The organism is Hanstruepera neustonica, from assembly GCF_002895005.1.
Lineage (GTDB): Bacteria > Bacteroidota > Bacteroidia > Flavobacteriales > Flavobacteriaceae > Hanstruepera > Hanstruepera neustonica.
This window is the reverse complement of the sequence record NZ_POWF01000004.1, coordinates 197,494-218,895: the sequence shown is the minus strand read 5'-3', so window position 1 is coordinate 218,895 and position 21,402 is coordinate 197,494. Positions and strand designations below refer to the sequence as shown.

Annotated in this window: 20 protein-coding genes; 5 read left to right on the top strand and 15 right to left on the bottom strand. The window is 34.9% G+C overall.

What is annotated here, in order from left to right; translation table 11 throughout:
* Positions 1-71 precede the first annotated feature (71 nt).
* The gene (locus C1T31_RS09150; protein ID WP_103052215.1) at positions 72-1,079 is read right to left on the bottom strand and encodes a glycosyltransferase family 2 protein; all 1,008 of its coding nucleotides are present in this window, start codon (positions 1,077-1,079) and stop codon (positions 72-74) included.
* A gap of 102 nt (positions 1,080-1,181) precedes the next feature.
* Here C1T31_RS09150 and C1T31_RS09145 point away from each other — a divergent pair, with 102 nt between their 5' ends.
* On the top strand, positions 1,182-3,077 hold the full coding sequence (locus C1T31_RS09145; protein ID WP_103052181.1) for a M61 family metallopeptidase: 1,896 nt from the start codon (positions 1,182-1,184) through the stop codon (positions 3,075-3,077).
* Positions 3,078-3,132: 55 nt separating this feature from the next.
* Here the strand turns inward: C1T31_RS09145 and C1T31_RS09140 are convergent, their stop codons facing one another.
* From C1T31_RS09140 to C1T31_RS09115, 6 genes are read right to left on the bottom strand one after another with little or no spacing between them, the layout of a single operon-like run.
* Entirely contained in the window at positions 3,133-4,614 is a 1,482-nt protein-coding gene (locus C1T31_RS09140; protein ID WP_103052180.1) for a S10 family peptidase, read from the bottom strand.
* Between the two features lie 43 nt (positions 4,615-4,657).
* On the bottom strand, positions 4,658-5,422 hold the full coding sequence (locus C1T31_RS09135) for a TIGR02757 family protein (protein WP_103052214.1): 765 nt from the start codon (positions 5,420-5,422) through the stop codon (positions 4,658-4,660).
* 27 nt (positions 5,423-5,449) lie between these two features.
* Positions 5,450-6,019, bottom strand: coding sequence for a hypothetical protein (locus C1T31_RS09130; RefSeq protein WP_103052179.1), 570 nt, complete (start codon positions 6,017-6,019; stop codon positions 5,450-5,452).
* Between the two features lie 57 nt (positions 6,020-6,076).
* A complete protein-coding gene (locus tag C1T31_RS09125; RefSeq protein ID WP_103052178.1) occupies positions 6,077-7,780 on the bottom strand; it encodes an LIC_10190 family membrane protein in 1,704 nt (567 codons plus the stop codon).
* Positions 7,781-7,796: 16 nt separating this feature from the next.
* Positions 7,797-8,459, bottom strand: coding sequence for an ABC transporter ATP-binding protein (locus C1T31_RS09120; protein WP_103052177.1), 663 nt, complete (start codon positions 8,457-8,459; stop codon positions 7,797-7,799).
* A gap of 48 nt (positions 8,460-8,507) precedes the next feature.
* Positions 8,508-10,943 (bottom strand): DUF5916 domain-containing protein, encoded by a 2,436-nt coding sequence (locus C1T31_RS09115; protein ID WP_103052176.1) that lies wholly within the window; start codon positions 10,941-10,943, stop codon positions 8,508-8,510.
* A 194-nt stretch (positions 10,944-11,137) separates the two neighbouring features.
* Between C1T31_RS09115 and folE the strand changes: the two genes are divergently transcribed.
* On the top strand, positions 11,138-11,734 hold the full coding sequence (gene folE / locus C1T31_RS09110) for a GTP cyclohydrolase I FolE (protein ID WP_103052213.1): 597 nt from the start codon (positions 11,138-11,140) through the stop codon (positions 11,732-11,734).
* Between the two features lie 48 nt (positions 11,735-11,782).
* On the top strand, positions 11,783-12,064 hold the full coding sequence (locus C1T31_RS09105) for a hypothetical protein (RefSeq protein WP_103052175.1): 282 nt from the start codon (positions 11,783-11,785) through the stop codon (positions 12,062-12,064).
* A 34-nt stretch (positions 12,065-12,098) separates the two neighbouring features.
* On the opposite strand, the gene C1T31_RS09100 is transcribed toward C1T31_RS09105, so the two are convergent.
* The 8 genes from C1T31_RS09100 to C1T31_RS09065 form a co-directional block, all read right to left on the bottom strand.
* Positions 12,099-14,342, bottom strand: a complete 2,244-nt coding sequence (locus C1T31_RS09100) for a TonB-dependent receptor (RefSeq protein WP_103052174.1) — start codon at positions 14,340-14,342, stop codon at positions 12,099-12,101.
* Positions 14,343-14,383: 41 nt separating this feature from the next.
* Positions 14,384-14,716 carry a hypothetical protein gene (locus tag C1T31_RS09095; RefSeq protein ID WP_103052173.1) on the bottom strand — a complete coding sequence of 111 codons (333 nt, stop codon included), beginning with the start codon at positions 14,714-14,716 and terminating at the stop codon, positions 14,384-14,386.
* Complete coding sequence (locus C1T31_RS09090) at positions 14,716-15,210, bottom strand: DUF6787 family protein (protein ID WP_103052172.1); 495 nt, start codon at positions 15,208-15,210, stop codon at positions 14,716-14,718. The genes C1T31_RS09095 and C1T31_RS09090 overlap by 1 nt, the downstream gene beginning before the upstream one ends.
* Positions 15,211-15,236: 26 nt before the next feature.
* Positions 15,237-15,671 carry a DUF6146 family protein gene (locus tag C1T31_RS09085; protein ID WP_103052171.1) on the bottom strand — a complete coding sequence of 145 codons (435 nt, stop codon included), beginning with the start codon at positions 15,669-15,671 and terminating at the stop codon, positions 15,237-15,239.
* Between the two features lie 116 nt (positions 15,672-15,787).
* Entirely contained in the window at positions 15,788-16,423 is a 636-nt protein-coding gene (locus C1T31_RS09080; RefSeq protein WP_103052170.1) for a DUF937 domain-containing protein, read from the bottom strand.
* 105 nt (positions 16,424-16,528) lie between these two features.
* A complete protein-coding gene (locus tag C1T31_RS09075; RefSeq protein WP_103052169.1) occupies positions 16,529-17,491 on the bottom strand; it encodes a D-2-hydroxyacid dehydrogenase in 963 nt (320 codons plus the stop codon).
* 31 nt (positions 17,492-17,522) lie between these two features.
* Complete coding sequence (gene serC, locus C1T31_RS09070; RefSeq protein ID WP_103052168.1) at positions 17,523-18,584, bottom strand: 3-phosphoserine/phosphohydroxythreonine transaminase; 1,062 nt, start codon at positions 18,582-18,584, stop codon at positions 17,523-17,525.
* A 73-nt stretch (positions 18,585-18,657) separates the two neighbouring features.
* On the bottom strand, positions 18,658-19,716 hold the full coding sequence (locus C1T31_RS09065) for an acyl-CoA reductase (protein WP_103052167.1): 1,059 nt from the start codon (positions 19,714-19,716) through the stop codon (positions 18,658-18,660).
* A gap of 76 nt (positions 19,717-19,792) precedes the next feature.
* Here C1T31_RS09065 and C1T31_RS09060 point away from each other — a divergent pair, with 76 nt between their 5' ends.
* A complete protein-coding gene (locus C1T31_RS09060; protein ID WP_103052212.1) occupies positions 19,793-20,146 on the top strand; it encodes a 4Fe-4S dicluster domain-containing protein in 354 nt (117 codons plus the stop codon).
* A 159-nt stretch (positions 20,147-20,305) separates the two neighbouring features.
* Positions 20,306-21,388, top strand: a complete 1,083-nt coding sequence (locus tag C1T31_RS09055) for a DUF4062 domain-containing protein (protein WP_103052166.1) — start codon at positions 20,306-20,308, stop codon at positions 21,386-21,388.
* Positions 21,389-21,402: the final 14 nt, after the last annotated feature.

Here is a 21,402-nt window from a genome sequence, read left to right as displayed (position 1 = left end):
CTTTTAAATTGTTTCTTACAAAAATAGTGTTTACGCGAAAATAGGAAACCTTTTAACAACAAATTACAAAATTAGCAGAAAAAGAAATAGTCTTTTACCGGGTGTAAATTCAATGACTCAAAATATTTTCTGATTTCCTTTTGAGCTTGTTCATTGGCAACCGTTATGATACTTTGAGGATTTTTAATGGTTTTTAAAACTGAAAAGGGCAGCATTTCCTGATTATAAATATGTTTACCTATTTTCTTGGGATTATCACATATCCAGTGGAAAGGCACGTTATTGTCAACCAGTAATTTGGCAATGGTTTTTCCTTTAAAACCTGCTCCCCAAATTACCAATGATCTGTTGGAATCATAGTCTAACTCCAAAAAATATTTTAATTTGATTTCCAAAAAATAATTTTGGGCATAATGTTCATGGGTTCGTGATGTACGCGTACTATAATCTCGCCAATGGTGAAGAATGTTGTGACACGGAATACAAATCATATCATACTTATAAAACCGAAAGGTGAGATCGTAATCTTCTGGATAAAAATTGGGGTTAAAGGCATTACATAAAATCAAATCATTTCGATGAATCATCCAACATGGTGAGGGAATAACGCATTCTTTATAAATTTCTGAATAATTAATGCCTTTTTCAGTTAATCCATTAATCCATTTCTCATACTTTGAATAACCATCACTAATACCAACGTCACTAAAATATTTAACTTTACCAACGGCCACATGACCTTGTCCATATTTTTTCAAATTTCCAATAAGAATCTCTAGTTTGTTTGGAGTCATGATATCATCGCTGTCCATTCTAGTGATGTAAGTTCCCTGACTATTTTTAAAAGCTAATCGGAGCGATTCAATAATACCTGTACCATTATTTTGGAATAACTTAATTCGAGAATCTGATTTAGCATAATTAAGTACTATTTGATTACTTTCATCCGTAGAATGGTCGTTAACGATTAGCAATTCCCAGTTTTCATATGTTTGATTAATAATAGAGTCTAAACAAGCTTGCAGAAATTCAGCCGTATTTTTAAAAGGTGTTAAAATGCTAATCAGTTCATTTTGCATGTCACGAATATAGGAATAACTCATTTTAACAAAAAGTTAAGGTTTATATCTGTAACACATTGTAATTTTGGGCGTCAACTTAAAAACTTAATATCTTAAATAATGAAAAAATTAGTAGCCATTCTTGGTTTTAGTGCCCTGCTTGTTGCTTGTGGGTCGTCATCGAAGACCGCAACAAAAAATGATTTAGCAACCAGCAACCCAATAGAGACTTCTATTGATTTAACAAAAGTTACTGATGATAAAGCTCCAGTAATTATTAATCCAGGTAGATTTACTGAAGAAACTGTGACGTACAGACTTCCTAAAGTTGTTCAAGGAACCTACTCCGTAAGTGATTTTGGAAAATATGTAGATGATTTCAAAGCCATTGATTATGATGGAAACGAATTGCCAGTAAACAAGGTAGACATTAACACTTGGACTATTAGTAATGCTACCAAGCTTTCTTATATTACTTATTATGTCAATGATACGTTTGACATTGAGTCAACAGGAGGTATAGGAGGCGAGCAACCTTTTTCACCAGCAGGAACAAACATCGAGCCTGATAACTACGTATTGAATTTACATGGGTTCATTGGTTATTTTGATTCCTTAAAGAACAGCCAATATAAATTGGATGTAACTGCCGATGCAACTTTCAAGCGCACTTCTGCATTAGAACAAGTAAATTCTACAACCAGTGCTGACGGAAAGTCAATGACTACCAGTTATTTTGCACCACGTTATTTTGACATTACCGATAACCCCATGATGTACGGAAATTTGGATGTTGAAGAGTTTCAGGTTGGTGATATTAAAATTGTATTGAGTGTGTATTCTCCTAATGGAACACATTCGGCAACTTCCATGCGAAATGCCATGGAAACCATGATGCAAGCCCAAAAGACCTATTTAGGTGATATTAATAGTACCCCACGTTATGATATTTATGTGTATCTATCTGAAGGCACTGCAGAATCTCCAAAAGGATTTGGAGCATTAGAGCACCATACATCTACAGTTGTTGTAATGCCAGAGGCAATGCCTGCTGCTGCATTGGATAAAAGTATGGTTGACGTGGTTTCACACGAGTTTTTCCATATTGTAACACCATTGAGTGTACATTCTGAAGACGTTCATTATTTTGATTATAATGCGCCAACATTCTCAAAGCATTTATGGATGTATGAAGGGGTTACCGAATATTTTGCAACCTTATTCCAAGTAGATCAAGGTTTGGTCACTGAAGATGAGTTTTACAATACTATTATGGGTAAAATAAAAACAGCTTCAGGTATGAACGATGCCATGAGTTTCACTGAAATGAGTGAAAATGTATTAGATGAACCATATGCCAGTCAATATTACAATGTTTACCAAAAGGGTGCGCTCATTGGTATGTGCGTGGATATTTTAATTCGCGAAGGTAGTAATGGAAATAGAGGTATTCTTTCACTAATGAAAGAATTATCGATGAAGTATGGTAAGAATAAACCTTTTGAAGATGACAAAATCATTGATGAAATTGTTGCTATGACCTATCCGTCATTAAGAGGTTTCTTTGATACGCATGTTATTGGTGATACTCCAATTGATTATAACGAGTTTTTCAATAAAGTAGGGCTTGAAATTTCAGAAGGTAAAGTTACCACTAATTATATTCAAGCAGGTGGTGGTCTAATTGTAGCTCCAGATCAAGAACGTGGAGTTATATACTTTAATGATGCTGTAACTGGGAATAGTTTCTGGAATGAGCAAGGTGTAAAACCAAAGGATGTCGTAAAATCTATTGATGGCACTGAAGTAACTATGCAAACAGCCAATCAGGTGTTTCAAAAAGTATTTGCATGGCAGCCTGGAACCGACATAGAAGTCGTATTAGATAGAGACGGAGAAGAAATTGTTATTAAAACAAAACTGACCCAAGCTTATACTAATGGTAAGGGTCTCATGCCAAAAGCTGATGCTACACCAGAACAAATAGCTTTGCGTAAAGCATGGTTAAAAGGCTAAAAATTCAAGATATAAAAGTTAAAAGCCTGACTTAATAGTCAGGCTTTTTTTTGTTTTAATACTTCGCTGCTTTGCCATTTGCCATGGAATTTTTGATAAACTCCCGCAAATCATTATTAGCTTGAATAAGGTCTTCATTCCGTAAATACATCATGTGTCCACTTTTATAGCCTTTAAAAGTAAAACGATCTTTCATTTTACCACTAGGATCTATCTGCCACATGGTATATTTGGCATTAAAGTAAGTAGTGGCACCATCATAGTAACCCGATTGAAACAACACTTTTAAATATGGATTTTGTGCCATTGCCAATCGTAAACCTTCCCTGGTATTATCGTTTCGCCTGTCCCAAGGACTTACATCGGCCAGCATATTATAGGTGACATCTGTTTTAAATTGTAAATGCTCTCTGATGTAATAGTTGATTGGAGGTGTGAAGCTGTGCAACCAAGACGATAATTCAGCATTAAAGTCTGGACTATCACTTGCATCATCTTTATCAAGTCCTAAATAGCGGGAATCCAATCTTCCAACAGTATAACCTTGGTCACGTAATAATTCTTTCCAAAAGAAATTGGTTGGAACCCTTAAATTGCTTCTTAAAATCACTGTTTCGCTCAAGCCTGAATAATAGGCCATTTTTTTAGCAACAGCTTGTTTTTCTTCAGCTGTTGCAAATCCGCCTTTGGAAATGACAGGTAATAAGGTATTGATGGCATAGTTTTCAACTTCTGGTAGAATATCCAATAAATCTTTATTCTGAAGTTCGGATGACAATTGTTTATGATGCCATGCAGTCGCAGTATAATAGGGTAGGTGTAGTGCTTCTGAAATAGGATTACCACTATACAAAACCTTGTAATCGGCAGGTGATACCATGATTACCCCATTTAAATACATAAATTGGGTGTTCTGCAATTCATTGGCCAAGCCCATAACGCGCGTACCTCCATAACTTTCGCCAATAATGTATTTGGGTGATTCCCAGCGGTTGTTTCTCGAAACAAAAGTGTTCATCCATTCGGCGAGATATTTAATGTCGGCATTAATACCATAGAATACATCTTTTTCAGGCATTTTTCCTTCTTTATCTGGTAACATGCGCGAATAGCCTGTATTAACTGGATCCACAAATACAATATCGGCTACGTCAATTATAGAATAAGGATTGTCCTTGATACCATAGGGTTGAACAGGGTAACCCTCATCATCAATATTTAAAAGCACAGGACCAGTATAGGCTATATGCATCCATACAGAGGCCGAGCCAGGTCCGCCATTAAAAGAAAATACAATCGGTCTATCTTTCGCCTGACTATTGGATTTCTTATAATAGGTATAAAATAAAGTTGCTATCGGTTCGCCTTTATCATTCCAAACAGGTTGGGTTCCAGCAGTTGCTTGATATGGAATACTTTTTCCATTTACAGTTACCGAATGATTGGAAGTTATGGTAGTATCTACAACTATTTCACGGTTTTGGGAAAAAGCAATTGAAAATAACAGACAGCACATTGCACATAGTAAGCGACTCATAATTTTGATCGTTTAGATTAGAAAATAAAGTTACAATACTTTTTTAGAACTTCTTAAAAACACCCAAACCAAATAATGCAAAATCATATTTCACCGGATCGTTTGGATCTAGATTACGCAAATTGGTGTCCAATTCCTGTAAGGCTTTGGCATCATTTTGTTTACGCGTTAAAAGACCTAATTTCCGAGCTACATTCCCGGAATGCACATCCAATGGACACGATAGTTGGGAAGGCGAAAGGCTCTTCCAAATACCAAAGTCTACACCAGTATTATCAGGTCTCACCATCCAACGTAAAAACATATTGATACGTTTAGCAGCTGAATTTTTTAAAGGATCTGAAATATGTTTTTGGGTTCTTGGTAAATGATCGATGTCAAAAAACACTTGTTTAAAATGGTGAATGGCATTTTGCAAACTATCAGATTCGGCGTGCTTCTCGAAAACTCGCTCCAGACCATCATGATTTTTATAGATGTTTTGCAATGCTGTAATGAATGTCATGAGGTCCAAACCATTAAAAGTACGATGTACAAAACCTTCCAATTTCTGTAAGTCGGATTCTTGATGATTTATTACAAAATCATAAGGTGATTGCTCCAATAAATCCATCATGCGATGTGCATTGTTGATAATGCTTTTGCGATTGCCCCAGGCTATGGTCGCTGTTAAAAAAGCGGCTATTTCAATATCCTCTTTTTTTGAAAATTGATGCGGCACTTGTATTGGATCGGAATCAAGGAACTTGGGATTATTGTATTGTAGGACTTTAGAGTCCAGGAAATCTTTAAGTTCTTTACGCTTTATTGAATGATGCAAGATAGAATGAGTTAATTACTCAATAGTAATGATTTCAGTAGTACTTTCCAAGCTTCTGCCACCTTCTAAATCAATTTTAATGTGAAATTCCAAAGACAGCTCACTTGGTAGGGATTCATTGAAGGCCAAATCGATTGTTTGATAATAATAACCATCGAAATGATTATTTAGATAGTTAACGAGTTCATTTAAAGACTGACTTTCCAGAGTGTTTGGGTTTATAAAGAATAATTTATCATTAATTGGGTTGCCTGATTCAATATCAAGAACATTCTCATTGGCAGTTATTGTTATATTGATAACAGAATCTCTAAAAAAATAGTCTTCGGCACAGGTGGTCGCATAGGTATTATCCACCATGTGATTCAAATCTAACATATCGGCAATTTGAATATACTTATATTCAAAGTTGAGATTTAGCAATAAATTTTCTGTTGTGACGCTCGACGCATCAAAATCATTTGAATCTATTGCGGTCAAAGTCGTTTGCTCATAATAAACGTTATATACTTGTTCGCAGCAAGAATAAATCACTAGTTGAAATAGGGCAAAAAAGGAAAATACTTTAACAACTCTCTTAATCATAATGAGATTTTATTCTATAGATGCTAAAAAACAGAAAAGGTTGCGTGAAAAGGGCCACTATTTTTCAAAAATACGTTCAGAATAAAACCCATTTTTCAGATTTTCCGAGAATTGCTGCGGAATAACGTCAAAATAGTTTTTAAAATAATCCAACTGCTCTTGGTTAATAGCAGGTAGAGGCATGTTGCCAGTTCCCCAAAAGAAATTCATTTGTGATGGTGTATGGAATTGGGTATTACCTTCCTGGATGATATTATAATCTCTTGGATATTTACTCAACCCATACGGTTGAATTAGATATTGAGTTGAAAATTGACTGTTGACAACATGATGTTTATTATTAGTCAGCTGCTGGTTATTAATGGAAAAAAATAACGGTATGGCAGCCACAATAGTGGTAAATACCAAAATGACTTTCAAGATTTTATCGTTGACTATCAAAAGTTTTAAAATCATGAAACCAAAAATCATCATAAATGGAAAGAAGAAGCGATACTGTGGCGATATCACAAATAATAATAGCATCTGTAGCATTCCTATAACATAGAAAATCCAATAGGCTTTTTTGTTATAAAACTTGTAAATTACAAAAGGCATCATGATAAAAAGTAATATCATGCCTGAATTAAAAATACCATGTAATCCTGGAGCAAGCAACCAGTTTTTAAGTTTGAGGCCCCATGAAGCTGCTTCAAATGCTTCTGGAGACATATGATAGCCATAAGCCTTACCGTAAATAGAAAAATATGATGCAATATCATTTGGTAATTGCCAAGAAAAATCAAACAGACTCGGAATAGTTAACGGGAACAGGGGATTCCCCGTAATGATGGAATTTTTAATCACTATCACCAAAATCAACAAAGTCGAAATTCCTAGTACCAATTTTGTTTGGTTTCGTGTATAAATATAGTAACGTTTGTAAAGCAACACAGGGAGCAAAACAAAAAGTAGGACGGAAGGTTTTATGAAAATAGCAAAGAGTGTCATTACAACAATAGAAAGAAATATATTCCTATTAAATTCAACATAACATTTTAAAAATTGATGCGTGATAACCAGTGTCAATACATAGATTGCCATATCAGGCGAAGGCGCACTGATAAATTGAAAAAAGAACACGTTCAACACAGGAAATAAGGCAACGATACCATCGACTATCTTTAGTTTGTTTTTAAACGAAAAGTCATTCAAATGCGTAATAGCATAGTAATTACCCAATAATAGTATCAGGCCACTCAAATCATTGAAACGATCATATAAAAAACTAAAATTAAAAGCACTTTGAAGGATATGCCACCCAGATGTTTGCCCTAAAAATAAGTGTAGATTGACCAATCCTTTTACAAAGCCATATTCGTTGAGCCATTTAATGGTTTGGATATAGTAAGATTCGTTGTCAATAATAAAAGGAGGAGAGGCACATTGTGCTAAAATAAGCAAGGAAATAATCCCGAAAAACACTTTGCTAAACATTTTAAGGGACTTAAACTGAATTGTAGATATTTTAATGTAATCAACTATAAATGATTTGTTTGCAAAAAATAATGCGATACAAATAAGAAATAAAAAAATATGAAATTGCCAATTGACAGACCAACCAATTGCCCAAATTGATGTGATTAAAGTAATCGTAAAAAAGCCTGAAATAATAGTAACAACAGGATGCGATTTTGTTATACCAAAAGCTTTTGCTGTACTAACACCAACAATGATAGAAATGGCTAGTATATAAATCCAGGAAAGTAAAATAAATAGCATGAACTAAATGTACTATTTAATTTAGAATCTTACCATCGACCATAGTCAATTTTCTATCAGCCATATTGGCTAAATCTTCATTATGTGTGACAATTACGAATGTTTGACCGTATTCATCACGAAGTTTAAAAAAGAGATTGTGGAGATTTTCAGCTGACTCACTATCTAAATTTCCTGAAGGTTCATCGGCAAAAATGATTTTTGGATTATTAATCAACGCTCTAGCAACAGCTACTCGTTGTTGCTCGCCACCTGAAAGCTCATTAGGTTTATGCTCGTATCGGTCTTTTAATCCCAGAAAATCCAAGAGTTCTTTAGCGCGTTTTTCAGCCGCTTCTTTTCTGGTTTTTTTGATAAAAGCTGGAATACAGACATTTTCTAAAGCCGTAAATTCAGGTAATAATTGATGAAATTGGAATATAAAACCTATTTGTTCATTTCGGAATTTGGCCAACGCTTTTTCATTTAAGGATCTGATATCAACATTGTTTAAAGAAAACGTTGTTTGGTTATCATATTCAGGTTTATCCAGTGTCCCCAAAATTTGTAATAACGTGGTTTTTCCGGCACCTGAAGCCCCAACAATCGATACAATTTCACCTGCCTTAATATCTAAATCAACACCCTTTAAAACGTGTAAATCGGAATAGTACTTATGTATATTTCTTGCTGTTATCATTCTCAAATAATAAACAAGCAATGTAATACTTTATAATTGGTCTTACAATTAGGAATCTGATTTCTTACGGAAGATTTTTTTAACATTGTTATAGTCAATAAAATACTGCACTTTCAATGAAAAGGTATTTGAGATGGGTTGTTTGAATAATCGATCTAAACTATCTATGTAACTCGCTTGCGATTCATTATCATTATTGAATAATTGATTTCTGTATAGTGCTGTTACAAAACTTCCAGGAGCAAATTGCCATGAATAGCTTAAATCTAGATTCCAAGTACTAAAATTAATATTTGGGTCTGATAAACCTGCGTCCTCAAAACTCGTTTGCGTTTCCAACAAACGACCATTCTCTTGAAGCAGAAAAATATGATCTTCGTAATCTACCGTACTCCAATAATTCCTAAATGTTAAACCCACAGTATGAAATGGATTAAAACTATAGCTACCTGATAAGGTGTTGACCATAGTGTACCGATCACGTTGTCCAAAAACAATATCATCACCCATCATATTGGCATAACCTCTATCTTTTCTAATATCATCGACACTGAAAGAGTAAACGATTAATATTTTATCATTAAATCGAAATCTTGGACTCACACTATACCAAATATTATCGGTGTTTCGGTTATCTTCAAAGAAGGTTGCTCCACCAATATTGGCATCAATGGCAAATTTTTTATTATAATTTGAAGAAATCCAAAAGTTTCCATTGAATCTATTTTCAAAAATAAAATAACGTCCATCTACACGTGGTTCAAAATAATCGTATTGTTTGCCAGGTTGAAAATTAACATTACCACCAAAACTGTGTAAAGATTTTAAATTTCCCCAAGCACCAAAGCCAAAACTATTGCCAGTGTAGGTGCTCGGATTCGCTAAACGTCTATATTCGTACCAAGCCTCAACGGTATAATTGTTAAATTTTCCAGTAGGTTCAAAAGTTCGATATCTAATATTACCTCCAAAATTGCTAAAATTATTTCGGAATAACAGTCCTAAATCATTGATATCATAGGTGTCATCAGCATATTCATGGCCAATCCAGTATTGTAAATTGCCATATACCTTGCTAAACTCTATTTCGTAGCTATAGCCTGTTTCAGTGCCTGTTTCTTTATTGACATTACTCATTTTAGCTTCAATACCTAAACTATAAGTGTTCTTTTTGGTTGTTAAATCAGCCAAAACACCAGTAACGTTAGCATCTCTAAAATGACCATTTCTGGTAACATTAGTATTGATAATACCTACAGAGGAATTTTGGTTAAACTGTTGATCGACAACCAAAATATTGTAATTAGTAAAAGGTTCAACAACAGCACTACGTATTTCTCCGGTATTCGTGTTTCTAATCTTGGTACTTGTTTTTTCGGTAATGGCATTAAAAATACCAGCACCAAATCCTTTTTTAGTTCTTCCGGATACCTTTATGGCATTTAAAACCTTCACAGCATCAGGATATTCCAAAAACTCTTCGTCACTTGTTATATCACCATCGCCTGTTGGGCTACTTCCAACACGTCTTGAAAAAAATAAATTTCCTTTGGTAAACAAGTCAACCCCTTCTGTAAAAAATTGTCGTTGCTCCGAAAACGTTTGCTCAAAAGGACCTAAATTCAAAACAACGTTGTCAAAGCCAGCCTGACTAAAATCAGGGATTAAGGTAGCATCTAATGTAAAGTTTTCGGTGATGCCATATTTCACATCCATTCCCGCATTAAATTGGGTTTCGGTTTCGCCATCATACGAGTTCACGATACCTGAAACAAAAGGATAAAATGTTAATCGGGTAGGTGGATTAATATTTTCAATTCCGTTTAACTCACCATTATAAATACCTATATTTCCTTTGGAAACATCCACAGGACTCCAGGTATATTGCGAACGGTCTCGCCTAAAATGCCTATGGATATTCATACCCCAAGTTTGCACTTCCTGATTGGAAAAGCGCAATGTTCTATATGGTAACTTCATTTCAACAATCCAACCATCATCTACTATTTTTACGGCACTATCCCAAACGGCATTCCATCCAAAATCCTCACCAATACTAGGCGACTCCAAGGCATCGGCTTGTGTTCCAGAACTAAAAACAAAAAACTCGGTATTGTTTTGACCATCATTGTTAGGGTTTAAAATAAAACCAAAGAAATCAGATTGGCCAAAATTATCGCGACTGGTAAATTGTCGCATGATTTTCGAAGGGTCATCATACAAATAGGCGCCAACGTAAATGGCATCATCATCATAGGTAATCTTTACAACGGTACGTGTTTCTGGTGTTTCCTTTATACCCATTTCCGGGCGAAATTGCACAAAGTCTTTGGCTTCTTCAACACCTTGCCATGCAGCATCATCTAAAACGCCATCTATTTTGGGCGGGTCGCTTATGCGCTTAATATTTAAGCTTTTCTTTTCTTGTGAAAACATTGTGAAAACGCACAACATAGCCACTAGAAGGAATACTGTTTTTTTCATAAAATGATTGGTCTCGTTCTTGATTGATGGTATAAAGACAACAGAAAAATCCTATTGTTACAGAATACGCAACAAATCTAGTAGGCTTTAGCAGTTTAATTTCCCAACTAAAAGTTAAAAACAGGTTAATTTTGTTAAGGTTTTTATAAAATAAATGACCAATAATTTTACTACATTTAGCAAAAATGCCAAATATGCCATACAGGAAATTTGAAGAATACAATATGCAGGTAACAGATGATGTTAAAAATCGTTACAAAAAGATTATCGAGGATTTAGGTGAAGATGTCACACGAGATGGGCTTTTAAAAACACCCGAACGCGCATCTAAAGCCATGCAATTTTTAACTCAAGGTTACCATCAAGATGCGGCTGCTATTTTAAAGAGTGCCATGTTTAAAGAATCGTATAACGAAATGGTAATTGTTAAGGATATAGAATTATATTCCTTATGCGAACATCATATTCTGCCATTTTTTGGGAAGGCACACATAGCCTATATACCCAATGGACACATTGTTGGATTGAGTAAAATCCCCAGAGTTGTAGATATTTTTGCAAGACGATTACAGGTTCAGGAGCGATTGACAGAGCAAATTTTGGATTGCATCAATGATACTCTAAAGCCACAAGGTGTGGCCGTAGTTATTGAAGCTGCCCACATGTGTATGATGATGCGAGGCGTGCAAAAACAAAACTCGGTAACAACTACATCGGGTTTTAGAGGACAGTTTGAGAAAATAGAAACCCGCAATGAATTCTTGAAGTTGATAAGCGACAAATTTTCGTGATTTTATCTTTGGTATGTTTCTTGCTGCTAATTAATCAAAAACACGACAATGGATTTAGATAACTTAAGCAAAAACAAAAAACTAGCATTGAGTATTTTATTTGATGCTATTGGTTTTATAACCATTATAGATATTATTTGGGCACCCTTGTCGGCTTATCTCATGGCCAAAATGTATTCAGGAAATAGAGGTAAAGTGGCTGGAGCCATATCTTTTATTGAAGAAATTATTCCTGGTCTAGATATTGTTCCAACATTTACCATCATGTGGTTGTATACCTACGTTTTCAGTAAAGAAAAGAAAGTTATTCCAGTTGAAATAAACGATTAAAAAAAATCCCTTTCAGTTTGAAAGGGATTTTTTATTAGAGATTATAAGTAAATCCAATACTGATATTTCTACCCATGTTGAAGATACCATCAGGTTTTAATCTTGATAGATGACTGATATAATTCTTATCGGTTAAATTCGTACCAGCTATGGAAATTGATAAATCATTTTTGAATAAACTTACGGTGCTTCCAAATCCAGCACTCAATAAATTGTAACTTCCTGTAGCTGTTTCAAATGTGCCCACATTATTTTGACTAAAAGTCGATTGTAACTTCACAAAAGCATACGTTTGCTTTAATTTTTTAGAATCAAATTCTACTCGAATCGTATTATTAATACTATTGGCAGGAATAAGCGGAAGATAATTACCAGCTTTAAGTTTCCCGGTAACCGATTCAAAACTACTTTCAAAATGTAACCAATCTAAAGGGTGTGGATGTAAGTGGAATCCAATTTCACCACCATAAAGATAGGCGTCATTTTGTACATAATTAAATACAGCTTCACCATCTATTTCAGTTCCGTCTGGCTCTAAATAGATATAATCATTGACCAGATTATAGAATCCATTGACAAAGAATTCAATATGTTCACTTTTATATTCTAAAGCCAAGTCGGTTTGATAGTTTTGTTCATAGGTCAAATTACTATTACCAATTTCATAGCGATTGGTACCATGATGCACACCATCCGAAGTCAGTTCAGCTAAATTAGGTGCTCTAAACCCTGAAGCAAGGTTTAATCGCGCTATAATATGATCAAACAAGCTTGTTTTAAATCCTAAAGCCCCATTGAAACTATTAAAATTCAAATTTTCTCCACCATCGATGTTTAACCATCTGTTATCATAACGTGCACCCAATTGCACATCAAAATTTTCAAAATGAATATGCGACATGGCAAAGATGCCTAAATCGTTAGTTGTAGCATTAGGTATTAGTTCCTCTTCACCATAGTTGGTGTTAGTTTGGTGCATACCTTGCACGCCCACAATAGTCTCAAATTTCCCCATAATAGGTAAGTGATACTTAACATCATAATTGGCCGTTTTGAGTTTCATGTTCAAGGCAGCTTCTTCAGCTACATGTTCTTCGTGCTCCTCATGATGATCCGCTTCTTCTTCACCTTCATGTTCATCATGCGCTTCGTGTTCGTGCTCATCCTCAAATTCTTGTCTGCTGTTATAAATGTATCCTAAATTTATTTCAAGTTTTGAGTTGTTAAAAAACACTTTGGATTTGGAACTGAAAACATGGTTTGTAATATCTTGATAGGGTAGCAGAGGGCTTTTATCAGTTGATTGCAAACCAATTTCTTCTGGAATTCCCAATTTCGAATGGTTGACATTATAGCGGAATTCAGTTTTGAACTTGGTCGATTGATAGCCCAATCCTGCTTTAAAATCCTGCTCTTGGAAACGTGTGTTGGTTACACGATAATCAGCGGTATTATAATCTGAATGAGCTGCTAAACTCCCACGGAATAAAAATTTGAAGGCATTACCTGATGATTTATAACCTAAACTGGTATTGTAACCTTCTGTGTTCGAGAAGTAATTGAGGTTGACACTACCAGATTGGTCATTGGCATCCGCAAATCGTTCTGGATTGATGTATAATACACCGCCAAGAGCATCACTACCGTAAAGCAGCGAAGCAGGCCCTTTAATAACTTCGACGCTTTCAACACCAGCATCGCTCAAACCCAAACCATGCTCGCTGCCAAATTGTTGATTTTCTAAACGAACACCTTGCGTATAAACCAATACTCTGTTCGAGCTTAAACCTCGTATCACAGGCTTACTAATACTCAAACCAGTACTCACAGCATTCACACCAGCAATATTAGTAATACCATCGGCAAGGGTTACAGATCCGGATGAACGTAATTCACTAATCGTTTTGTGCTCTACTTTCATAACGTTATCGCTTTGAAGCTTGTGAAACGGGGTTGATATTATTACGGCTTCCATTTCAATAGCAGAGGGTGTTAAAGCAATACTTAACGATTCCGTGATCGGTATATTGACATTAATGGATTTTGTTTCATAACCAATAAATGAACAAACTAGGGTATGAGAACCTGAAGGTATGCCTTCAAGAGTAAAATTACCCGAATCATTGGTGGTAGTTCCTTTTTCTAAGTGTGGTATGTATAGGTTCACGTAAGACAAACTGTCTCCGGTTTCGGCGTCTGTTACGGTGCCTTGAATAGTGTTTTGCCCAAATGCCATACCAACACTGGACAAAAAACATAAATATAATATGGTTTTCATGTAAAATGATTAATAGTTAAAAATGTAATCTAAACTTGTGTTTAACTATTAAATGGTGGGCCGCGAAGGGAAAATTGTAAGCGTTGATATTCACTGATAAATTGGTACTGAGATTCCGTAATACCATGATTATCTTCAATATTGATGAAATCAACATTTTTAAATTTGTGTACGAATTGATTGGCAATCTTAAACTTATAAAATTCACAGTCCAGATCTAATGTATGAATGTGAACCGATGATTTATTGGTACACACTTCATGCTTATGGTTTTCAAAGGCATGAGCAAATTTGACAGCGGAAGGCACTAGCAGACTCACAACCAATAGAAGTGATAGTGTGATAATGATTTTATGCGGCTTGTCCTTGAGCATTAATCTAAAAAGCGTTTAAATCCCATTCTTCGTAACATCTTCTTTTCAAATTCCCAAAAAAACTGAAACTGTCCAAATACCCAACCAAAAAATACCAGTAGGATTTGGTAGAAAATGAGCCCAATAATAATAAATAAAACCCAGTAAATAAAAGGATTTAAGTTTTCTTTAGTAATTCCAATCATCGTCATAATGGGTCTGCCAACATACAATGAAGATGTTCCAGTAAAAGCAAAAACAATAAATATGCGTATCATTTCCCAACGATTAGCTACCACCCATTTGTGTTCCAACTTTTTAAAAATGAAAAGGGTTAATCGTAACAATAAAAAATAAACAATAATGGAAAGCCCAATGGTTATGACTAAATGCCATTCTTTCGTAAACGCTAAAGCTATTTTATAGGAACTATAAGCTAAAATTAAAATACCTAAAAGCGGAAAGAGTAGTTGCCAATTCTTGGTTATTTGCCAACGCGCTTTGAATTTCTCCATCGTTCAATTTTGCATGCAAAGATAACCTAAAATCTAGGATTATGGACTGTTAAATTTTGTTTATACTTTTCTTCAAAGAATACAAAATAATGATAAAGTATGTAATTTACTTCAAAGCCATAGTCAATACCTTGCTCATAATTAATTTGCATGAGATACAAATTTCTATCGAAACCAGAGGATACAACGCGTCTATTCCACTCGGTAACATACTGAATGTTTCTGGCCTCTAAAAACGTTTTAGAGTAATATGATCTCGGTCTGGCTCGACGTAGCATCCAAGAATCAAAACCAGCTTCTATAATAATTACCTCATATTCAATCGAATCATTGGCAATGCGAATGGTATCTTGTTTTTCGGAAGCATGTGAAATATCCTCTTGGGCATTTATAGATACATCTTTGCTTTTGCAACTTGCAATGGCAATAATTATGCAGAAAATAATAATGAGATTTTTCATAACGCAACTTTTACTCAAGTTACGAAAAAATCTCATTTTCTGAATATGATAAAATATATTTAACAAAAAAGCCAAACCAGAAACGGTTTGGCTCTATGATAAAAAACATCAAATGCTTATTTTCCGAAAAGACCTCCCAAAAGGCCTCCTAGTCCACCTTTCTTTTTGGCACCACCTAACACCATGCCAGCAACATCATCCACAATACTACCATCACCATCTGCGTCCAATATTTGTTCCAAAAAACTCTGTTCTTGTCTGGCATCATTACCACCTAATAATCCACCTAAAAGACCTGATAAATCATTGGCTGAACTTACGTTGTTTTGACGACTTTGCTTTCCTAAAACACCCATTAGAATAGGCGCAGCTACTTGCAGTATTTGAGCTACGGAACTAGTATCAACACCAGCTTTATCACCAATTATTTTTTCAACGCCTTGTTTTTTAGAACCTAAAACATGCCCTAATATTTTATCACCATCTGTCATGACAGAGTCATCAACACCGCCACTGAACAAACCTCCCAGATTGTCCAAAATACTACCATCATGCTTATTGTTTAATGCACCCATTAAACCTTCAGCACCTTGAGGGGTAGAGGCGTTACGTTTCATGGCGGCCATTAATACTGGCAAGGCCATAGTCAATACATCAGCAGTTTTGTTGGTAGGCTGATTGGTTTGACCCGAAACACCGCTAATGATGGTTTTTCCAAGGTCACTATTTAATAAATCTAAAATTCCTGACATGATATAATTTTTACAGTTAAGTTGCTACGGTTTGTAACTATTCAATAAGACACAAGTTAATAAAAAAAGTCACTAACATTATAATTTTCAATAGCAACAAGTTTATTAAGCTTCTTGAACTTTTAACAGGCTAATAATTTGTGAAGCCAACTCAGTACCAATGCGATCTTGGGCTTCATTGGTGGCAGCTCCAATATGAGGTGTTAAGGAAATACGTCCGTTCATTAATACTTGAATGGCTGGTTTGGGCTCTTCTTCAAAAGTATCCAAGCCTGCAAACGATACTTTGCCTGATTCTATAGCTTTTATTAAGGCCACTTCATCTATGACACCACCACGTGCGGCATTAATGATACCTACGCCATCTTTCATCATACTAAATTGCTTTTCACCAATAACATAATCTTCTTGAGCTGGAACATGCAACGTGATAAAATCCGAATGCTTGATAACCTCTTTCATGGGTTCGGTTTCAATTTCCACATTGATATATTGACCATTGTAGAATTCCACTTTAATATCGGCTTTGCCAACAAATTTATCGGTAGCAATCACTTTCATACCAATACCTAATGCTATTTTGGCTACTTCACGACCAATTCGACCAAAACCAATGATACCTAATGTTTTGCCACGAAGTTCTACGCCTTTAGCATAGTTCTTTTTCAGGGATTTGAACTGGGTATCACCATCTAAAGGCATGTTTCTGTTGGAATCGTGCAAAAAGCGTGCGCCACCGAACAAGTGAGCAAAAACTAACTCGGCAACCGATTGTGATGAAGCTGCTGGTGTGTTAATAACATGTATGCCTTTACTGCGAGCATATTCAACATCAATATTGTCCATGCCAACACCACCACGGCCAATGATTTTTAAAGAGTCGCAGTTATCTATGATATCTTGACGTACTTTGGTAGCACTACGCACCAATAATACGGAGATTCTATTCTCATTGATAAAGTTGATTAATTGTTCTTGTGCAACCGTAGTGGTTAATACTTCAAATCCGCCTGCTTCTAATGCTTCAATACCACTTTTTGAAATGCCGTCGTTTGCTAATACTTTCATTAAAACTTGATTTTTATAAATTATCGTTTTGTTATGCTTTACGCTCCAATTCACTCATCACATCTACCAATACACCCACACTTTCCAATGGCAAGGCATTGTACATAGATGCTCTATAACCACCTACACTGCGGTGACCATTTAAGCCATTAATACCTGCTTCTTTCAACATGGTTTCAAAGGTTTCTTTTAAATCTTCATTTGCTAACGTAAAAGTGGCGTTCATGGTTGAACGATCTTCCTTGGTTGCAAAGCCTTTAAATAATGGGTTTAAATCAATTTCAGAATAAATCAATTGGGCTTTTTTATCATTCTCTTTTTCAATGGCTGCAATACCACCTAAATTTTTAAGCCATTCCAAGGTCAACATCGATACATAAACCGCAAATACAGGTGGTGTATTGAACATACTGCTCTTGCTAATGTGAACCTTGTAATCCATCATCGATGGAATCTTTCGGGAAACTTTCCCTAATACATCTTCACGAACCACTACCAAGGTTGTTCCTGCAGGACCCATATTTTTTTGGGCACCAGCATAAATAATGTCAAATTTGGTGAAGTCCAATTCACGAGAAAAAATATCGCTACTCATATCGCATACCATCGGAATTTCACACTCTGGAAAACTCTTCATTTGTGTTCCAAAAATGGTGTTGTTTGAGGTACAGTGAAAATAATCGTAATCTGTAGGAATATCATATCCTTTCGGGATATAATTGTAATTAGCATCTTTAGAAGACGCTACCTCATAAATATCATCATAAATACGCGCTTCCTTAATGGCTTTATCACTCCAAGTTCCTGTATTTAGATAACCTGCTCGTTTTTCCAACATATTTAAGGCTACCATTAAAAACTGGGTGCTGGCACCACCTTGTAAAAACAAGGCCTTATAGCCTTTTCCTTCCAATCCTAATAATTCCAGTGCCAAGGCTCGTGCATTTTCCATAACATCCACAAAAGGTTTACTTCTGTGTGAGATTTCTATCAAGGATAGTCCGTTGTCAAAATCCAATATGGCTTCCGAAGCTTTTAACATCACTTCTTTAGGTAAAATGCATGGTCCTGCACTAAAATTATGTCTTTTCATGGTGAGTTTTTTAATATGCACAAAGGTGCTAAATTCTTATAAAATAGGCGTTAATAAATTGATAATTTATCAACTATATTTTTAACAAAAATGCAATAGTATCCACACCATCCGCATAATCCCATAGCTGCGGATTTTGGGTTTCCCCAAAAGGTATTTCGGTTGGCAAAACATCTTTGGCAACCACACATTGAATGTGGTGTGAATCAGCTTTCAGTTTTTGTTGTAACTGGTCTATACCGTCGTAGTATTCGTAGAAAACCGTGGCTATAGGCGAGGCGTAGCTGACATCTTCCTTAATCATCAAAAAGCCATTTTCCAGCATATCAAACTCGCTCATTAAATACACGGCTTTATTATAGTCGTAATTGTTGGCGTACTTGGTTTGCTCGATTATAGGGTGCCATTTGTACATACCTTGAAAAAAGCCATCAAAATTATAATCTTTGGGAACAAATAATTTGGACACGTTTCGACAACCCAAACCATAATATCGAAATATGTCTTCAGATAGTTTCTCAAAATCTTCAGTAGTCTCATTACCCGTTAGAATGGCAACCGAATTTCGATTTTTTCTAATAATGGATGGTTTCCCTCTAAAGTAGTATTCAAAATAGCGTGCCGTGTTATCACTGCCAGTAGCAATTACGGCATCAAAGTTTTCCAATTTGTCTTTAGTAAATTGAATACGACCTTTAAATTCGGGTTCTACATATTCCAGATATTTGGCCAAAAAGGGTAGAAGCTGCTGATCGTTAGACGATTGCTTTACCAACACCTGATGGCCCGAAATCAACACCGATAAAAAATCGTGGAAACCAACCAACGGAATATTTCCAGCCATAATTATAGCGACAATTTTTGGCTCCACAGTATTCAAGTCATACTTTGAAAGCCATTGGTTTAGATTGCTTTCAGTCAGCGCATTGGCCCAACTGTTAAACGCAAATGCGATGTTGTTCGTATTAAACCAGCCGTTGTGTTCTTCAGCCAGTTTTATTTGGTGTTTAAAGCCATCAAAAAAGAGATCATTATATAACACATCCTCATTTTTGGTGAAATTAGGATTACTAAATTGCCCTAAAAAATCACCTAATTTTACGAATGCATCAATTCTTTTTGGTAAATCCATAGTTCATTTGGTTATGAATGGTTTTGGCTTTATTTTTGCACTCGCAAAAGTACGCAAACTAAAACGAAAAATTACTATGGCAATTATAATAACAGACGAATGTATTAACTGTGGCGCATGTGAGCCGGAATGCCCAAACACGGCTATTTATGAAGGTGCAGACGATTGGCGTTATAAAGATGGCACCAGTCTAATAGGAAGTGTGGTATTGCCAAATGGCAAGGCGGTAGATGCCGACGAAGCCCAGGAGCCTATTAGTGATGAGATTTACTACATTGTCCCAGATAAGTGTACCGAGTGTAAAGGATTCCACGAAGAACCACAATGTGCTGCTGTGTGCCCAGTAGACTGCTGTGTACCAGACGACGACCATGTAGAAAGTGAAGAAACCCTATTGGGCAAACAACGCTTTATGCATCCTGATTCTTAATGAAAAATTAATAATGAATAATTAATAATGACCTCAAGTGTAAGCTTGAGGTTTTTTGTTTACAAGTGTTTATAACTTTGTCTCTATTTATAATTGATTTAGAGTATTTTAGTCTAGTTAATTAAGTTTAACTTAAGTTAATTTTAAATACAAAAATTAATGAAACCAAGAATATTTTTAAGTTCAACATATTTTGACTTGAAACACGTAAGAGAAAGATTAGAAAGATTTATTGAAAATTACTATTTCGAACCAGTATTATTTGAAAGTGACAATGTTGTATTTGAACACAATAAACCTTTAGATATATCATGTTATAATGAGGTTAAATTGTGTCATATGATGGTTTTAATAATTGGTGGAAGATATGGCTCAATAATATCCGGAGATAATATTGAAGAAAAAAAGGAAGCATATAATAAAGAGTATATATCAATTACCAGAAAAGAATTTGAAACGGCTCAAAAGCTAAATATTCCTGTTTTTATTTTTATTGAAAAAAATGTTTACGCTGAATTTCATACTTATAATAAAAACAAAGGATTTTTTGATAATGAGCATAACTTTAAATTCGCACATGTTGATGATATTAATGTTTTTAGGTTTATAAGCTCAATAAAAGGAATGGCTATCAAAACCTTTGAAAAAGTAGAGGATATCGAGGGGTATTTAGGTAATCAAATAGCGGGCATGTTGTATCTGTATCTTAAAAATTTACAAGATTTAAAAGAGGATGAAAAGCTATTGGATTCAGTATCTGAATTAAAAAATATATCAAAGAGAATGAATGAAATGCTAGTAGCTGTTGGTAAAAATGTAATTCAAGATAATAGTTTTGAGGATGTTATATTTAAGCAGAATGAAATTTTAGTTGAGTTTTTCGCAGATCAGTTTATTGATAATATTAGTTTTAAGAATAATTTTGATATTAAAGAATTAGAATTGGAAGAATTCGTTAAATATTGTATGGACACTATATTAAATCCAGATTTTGTTTTGTCTCTTGAAAATGTAGAATTTGATGTGGCATGGTCAAAAATAGATGATAAAGAATTTGAGTTTAGAAAAGGTGTTTCTAAAATTAATGATGCTCTTCAAATTGAGCGTTTTAACTATTACAAGATATTTTCAAATTATACAAAAATTGCCTCTATCATTAAAGAAGATCATAGGTTAGATAGGCACTTGCGTGAAAAATTATCAAGAGATTTAAATCTTGAAATAACTGGTCTTCCATTTTAAAATATAATTTTATA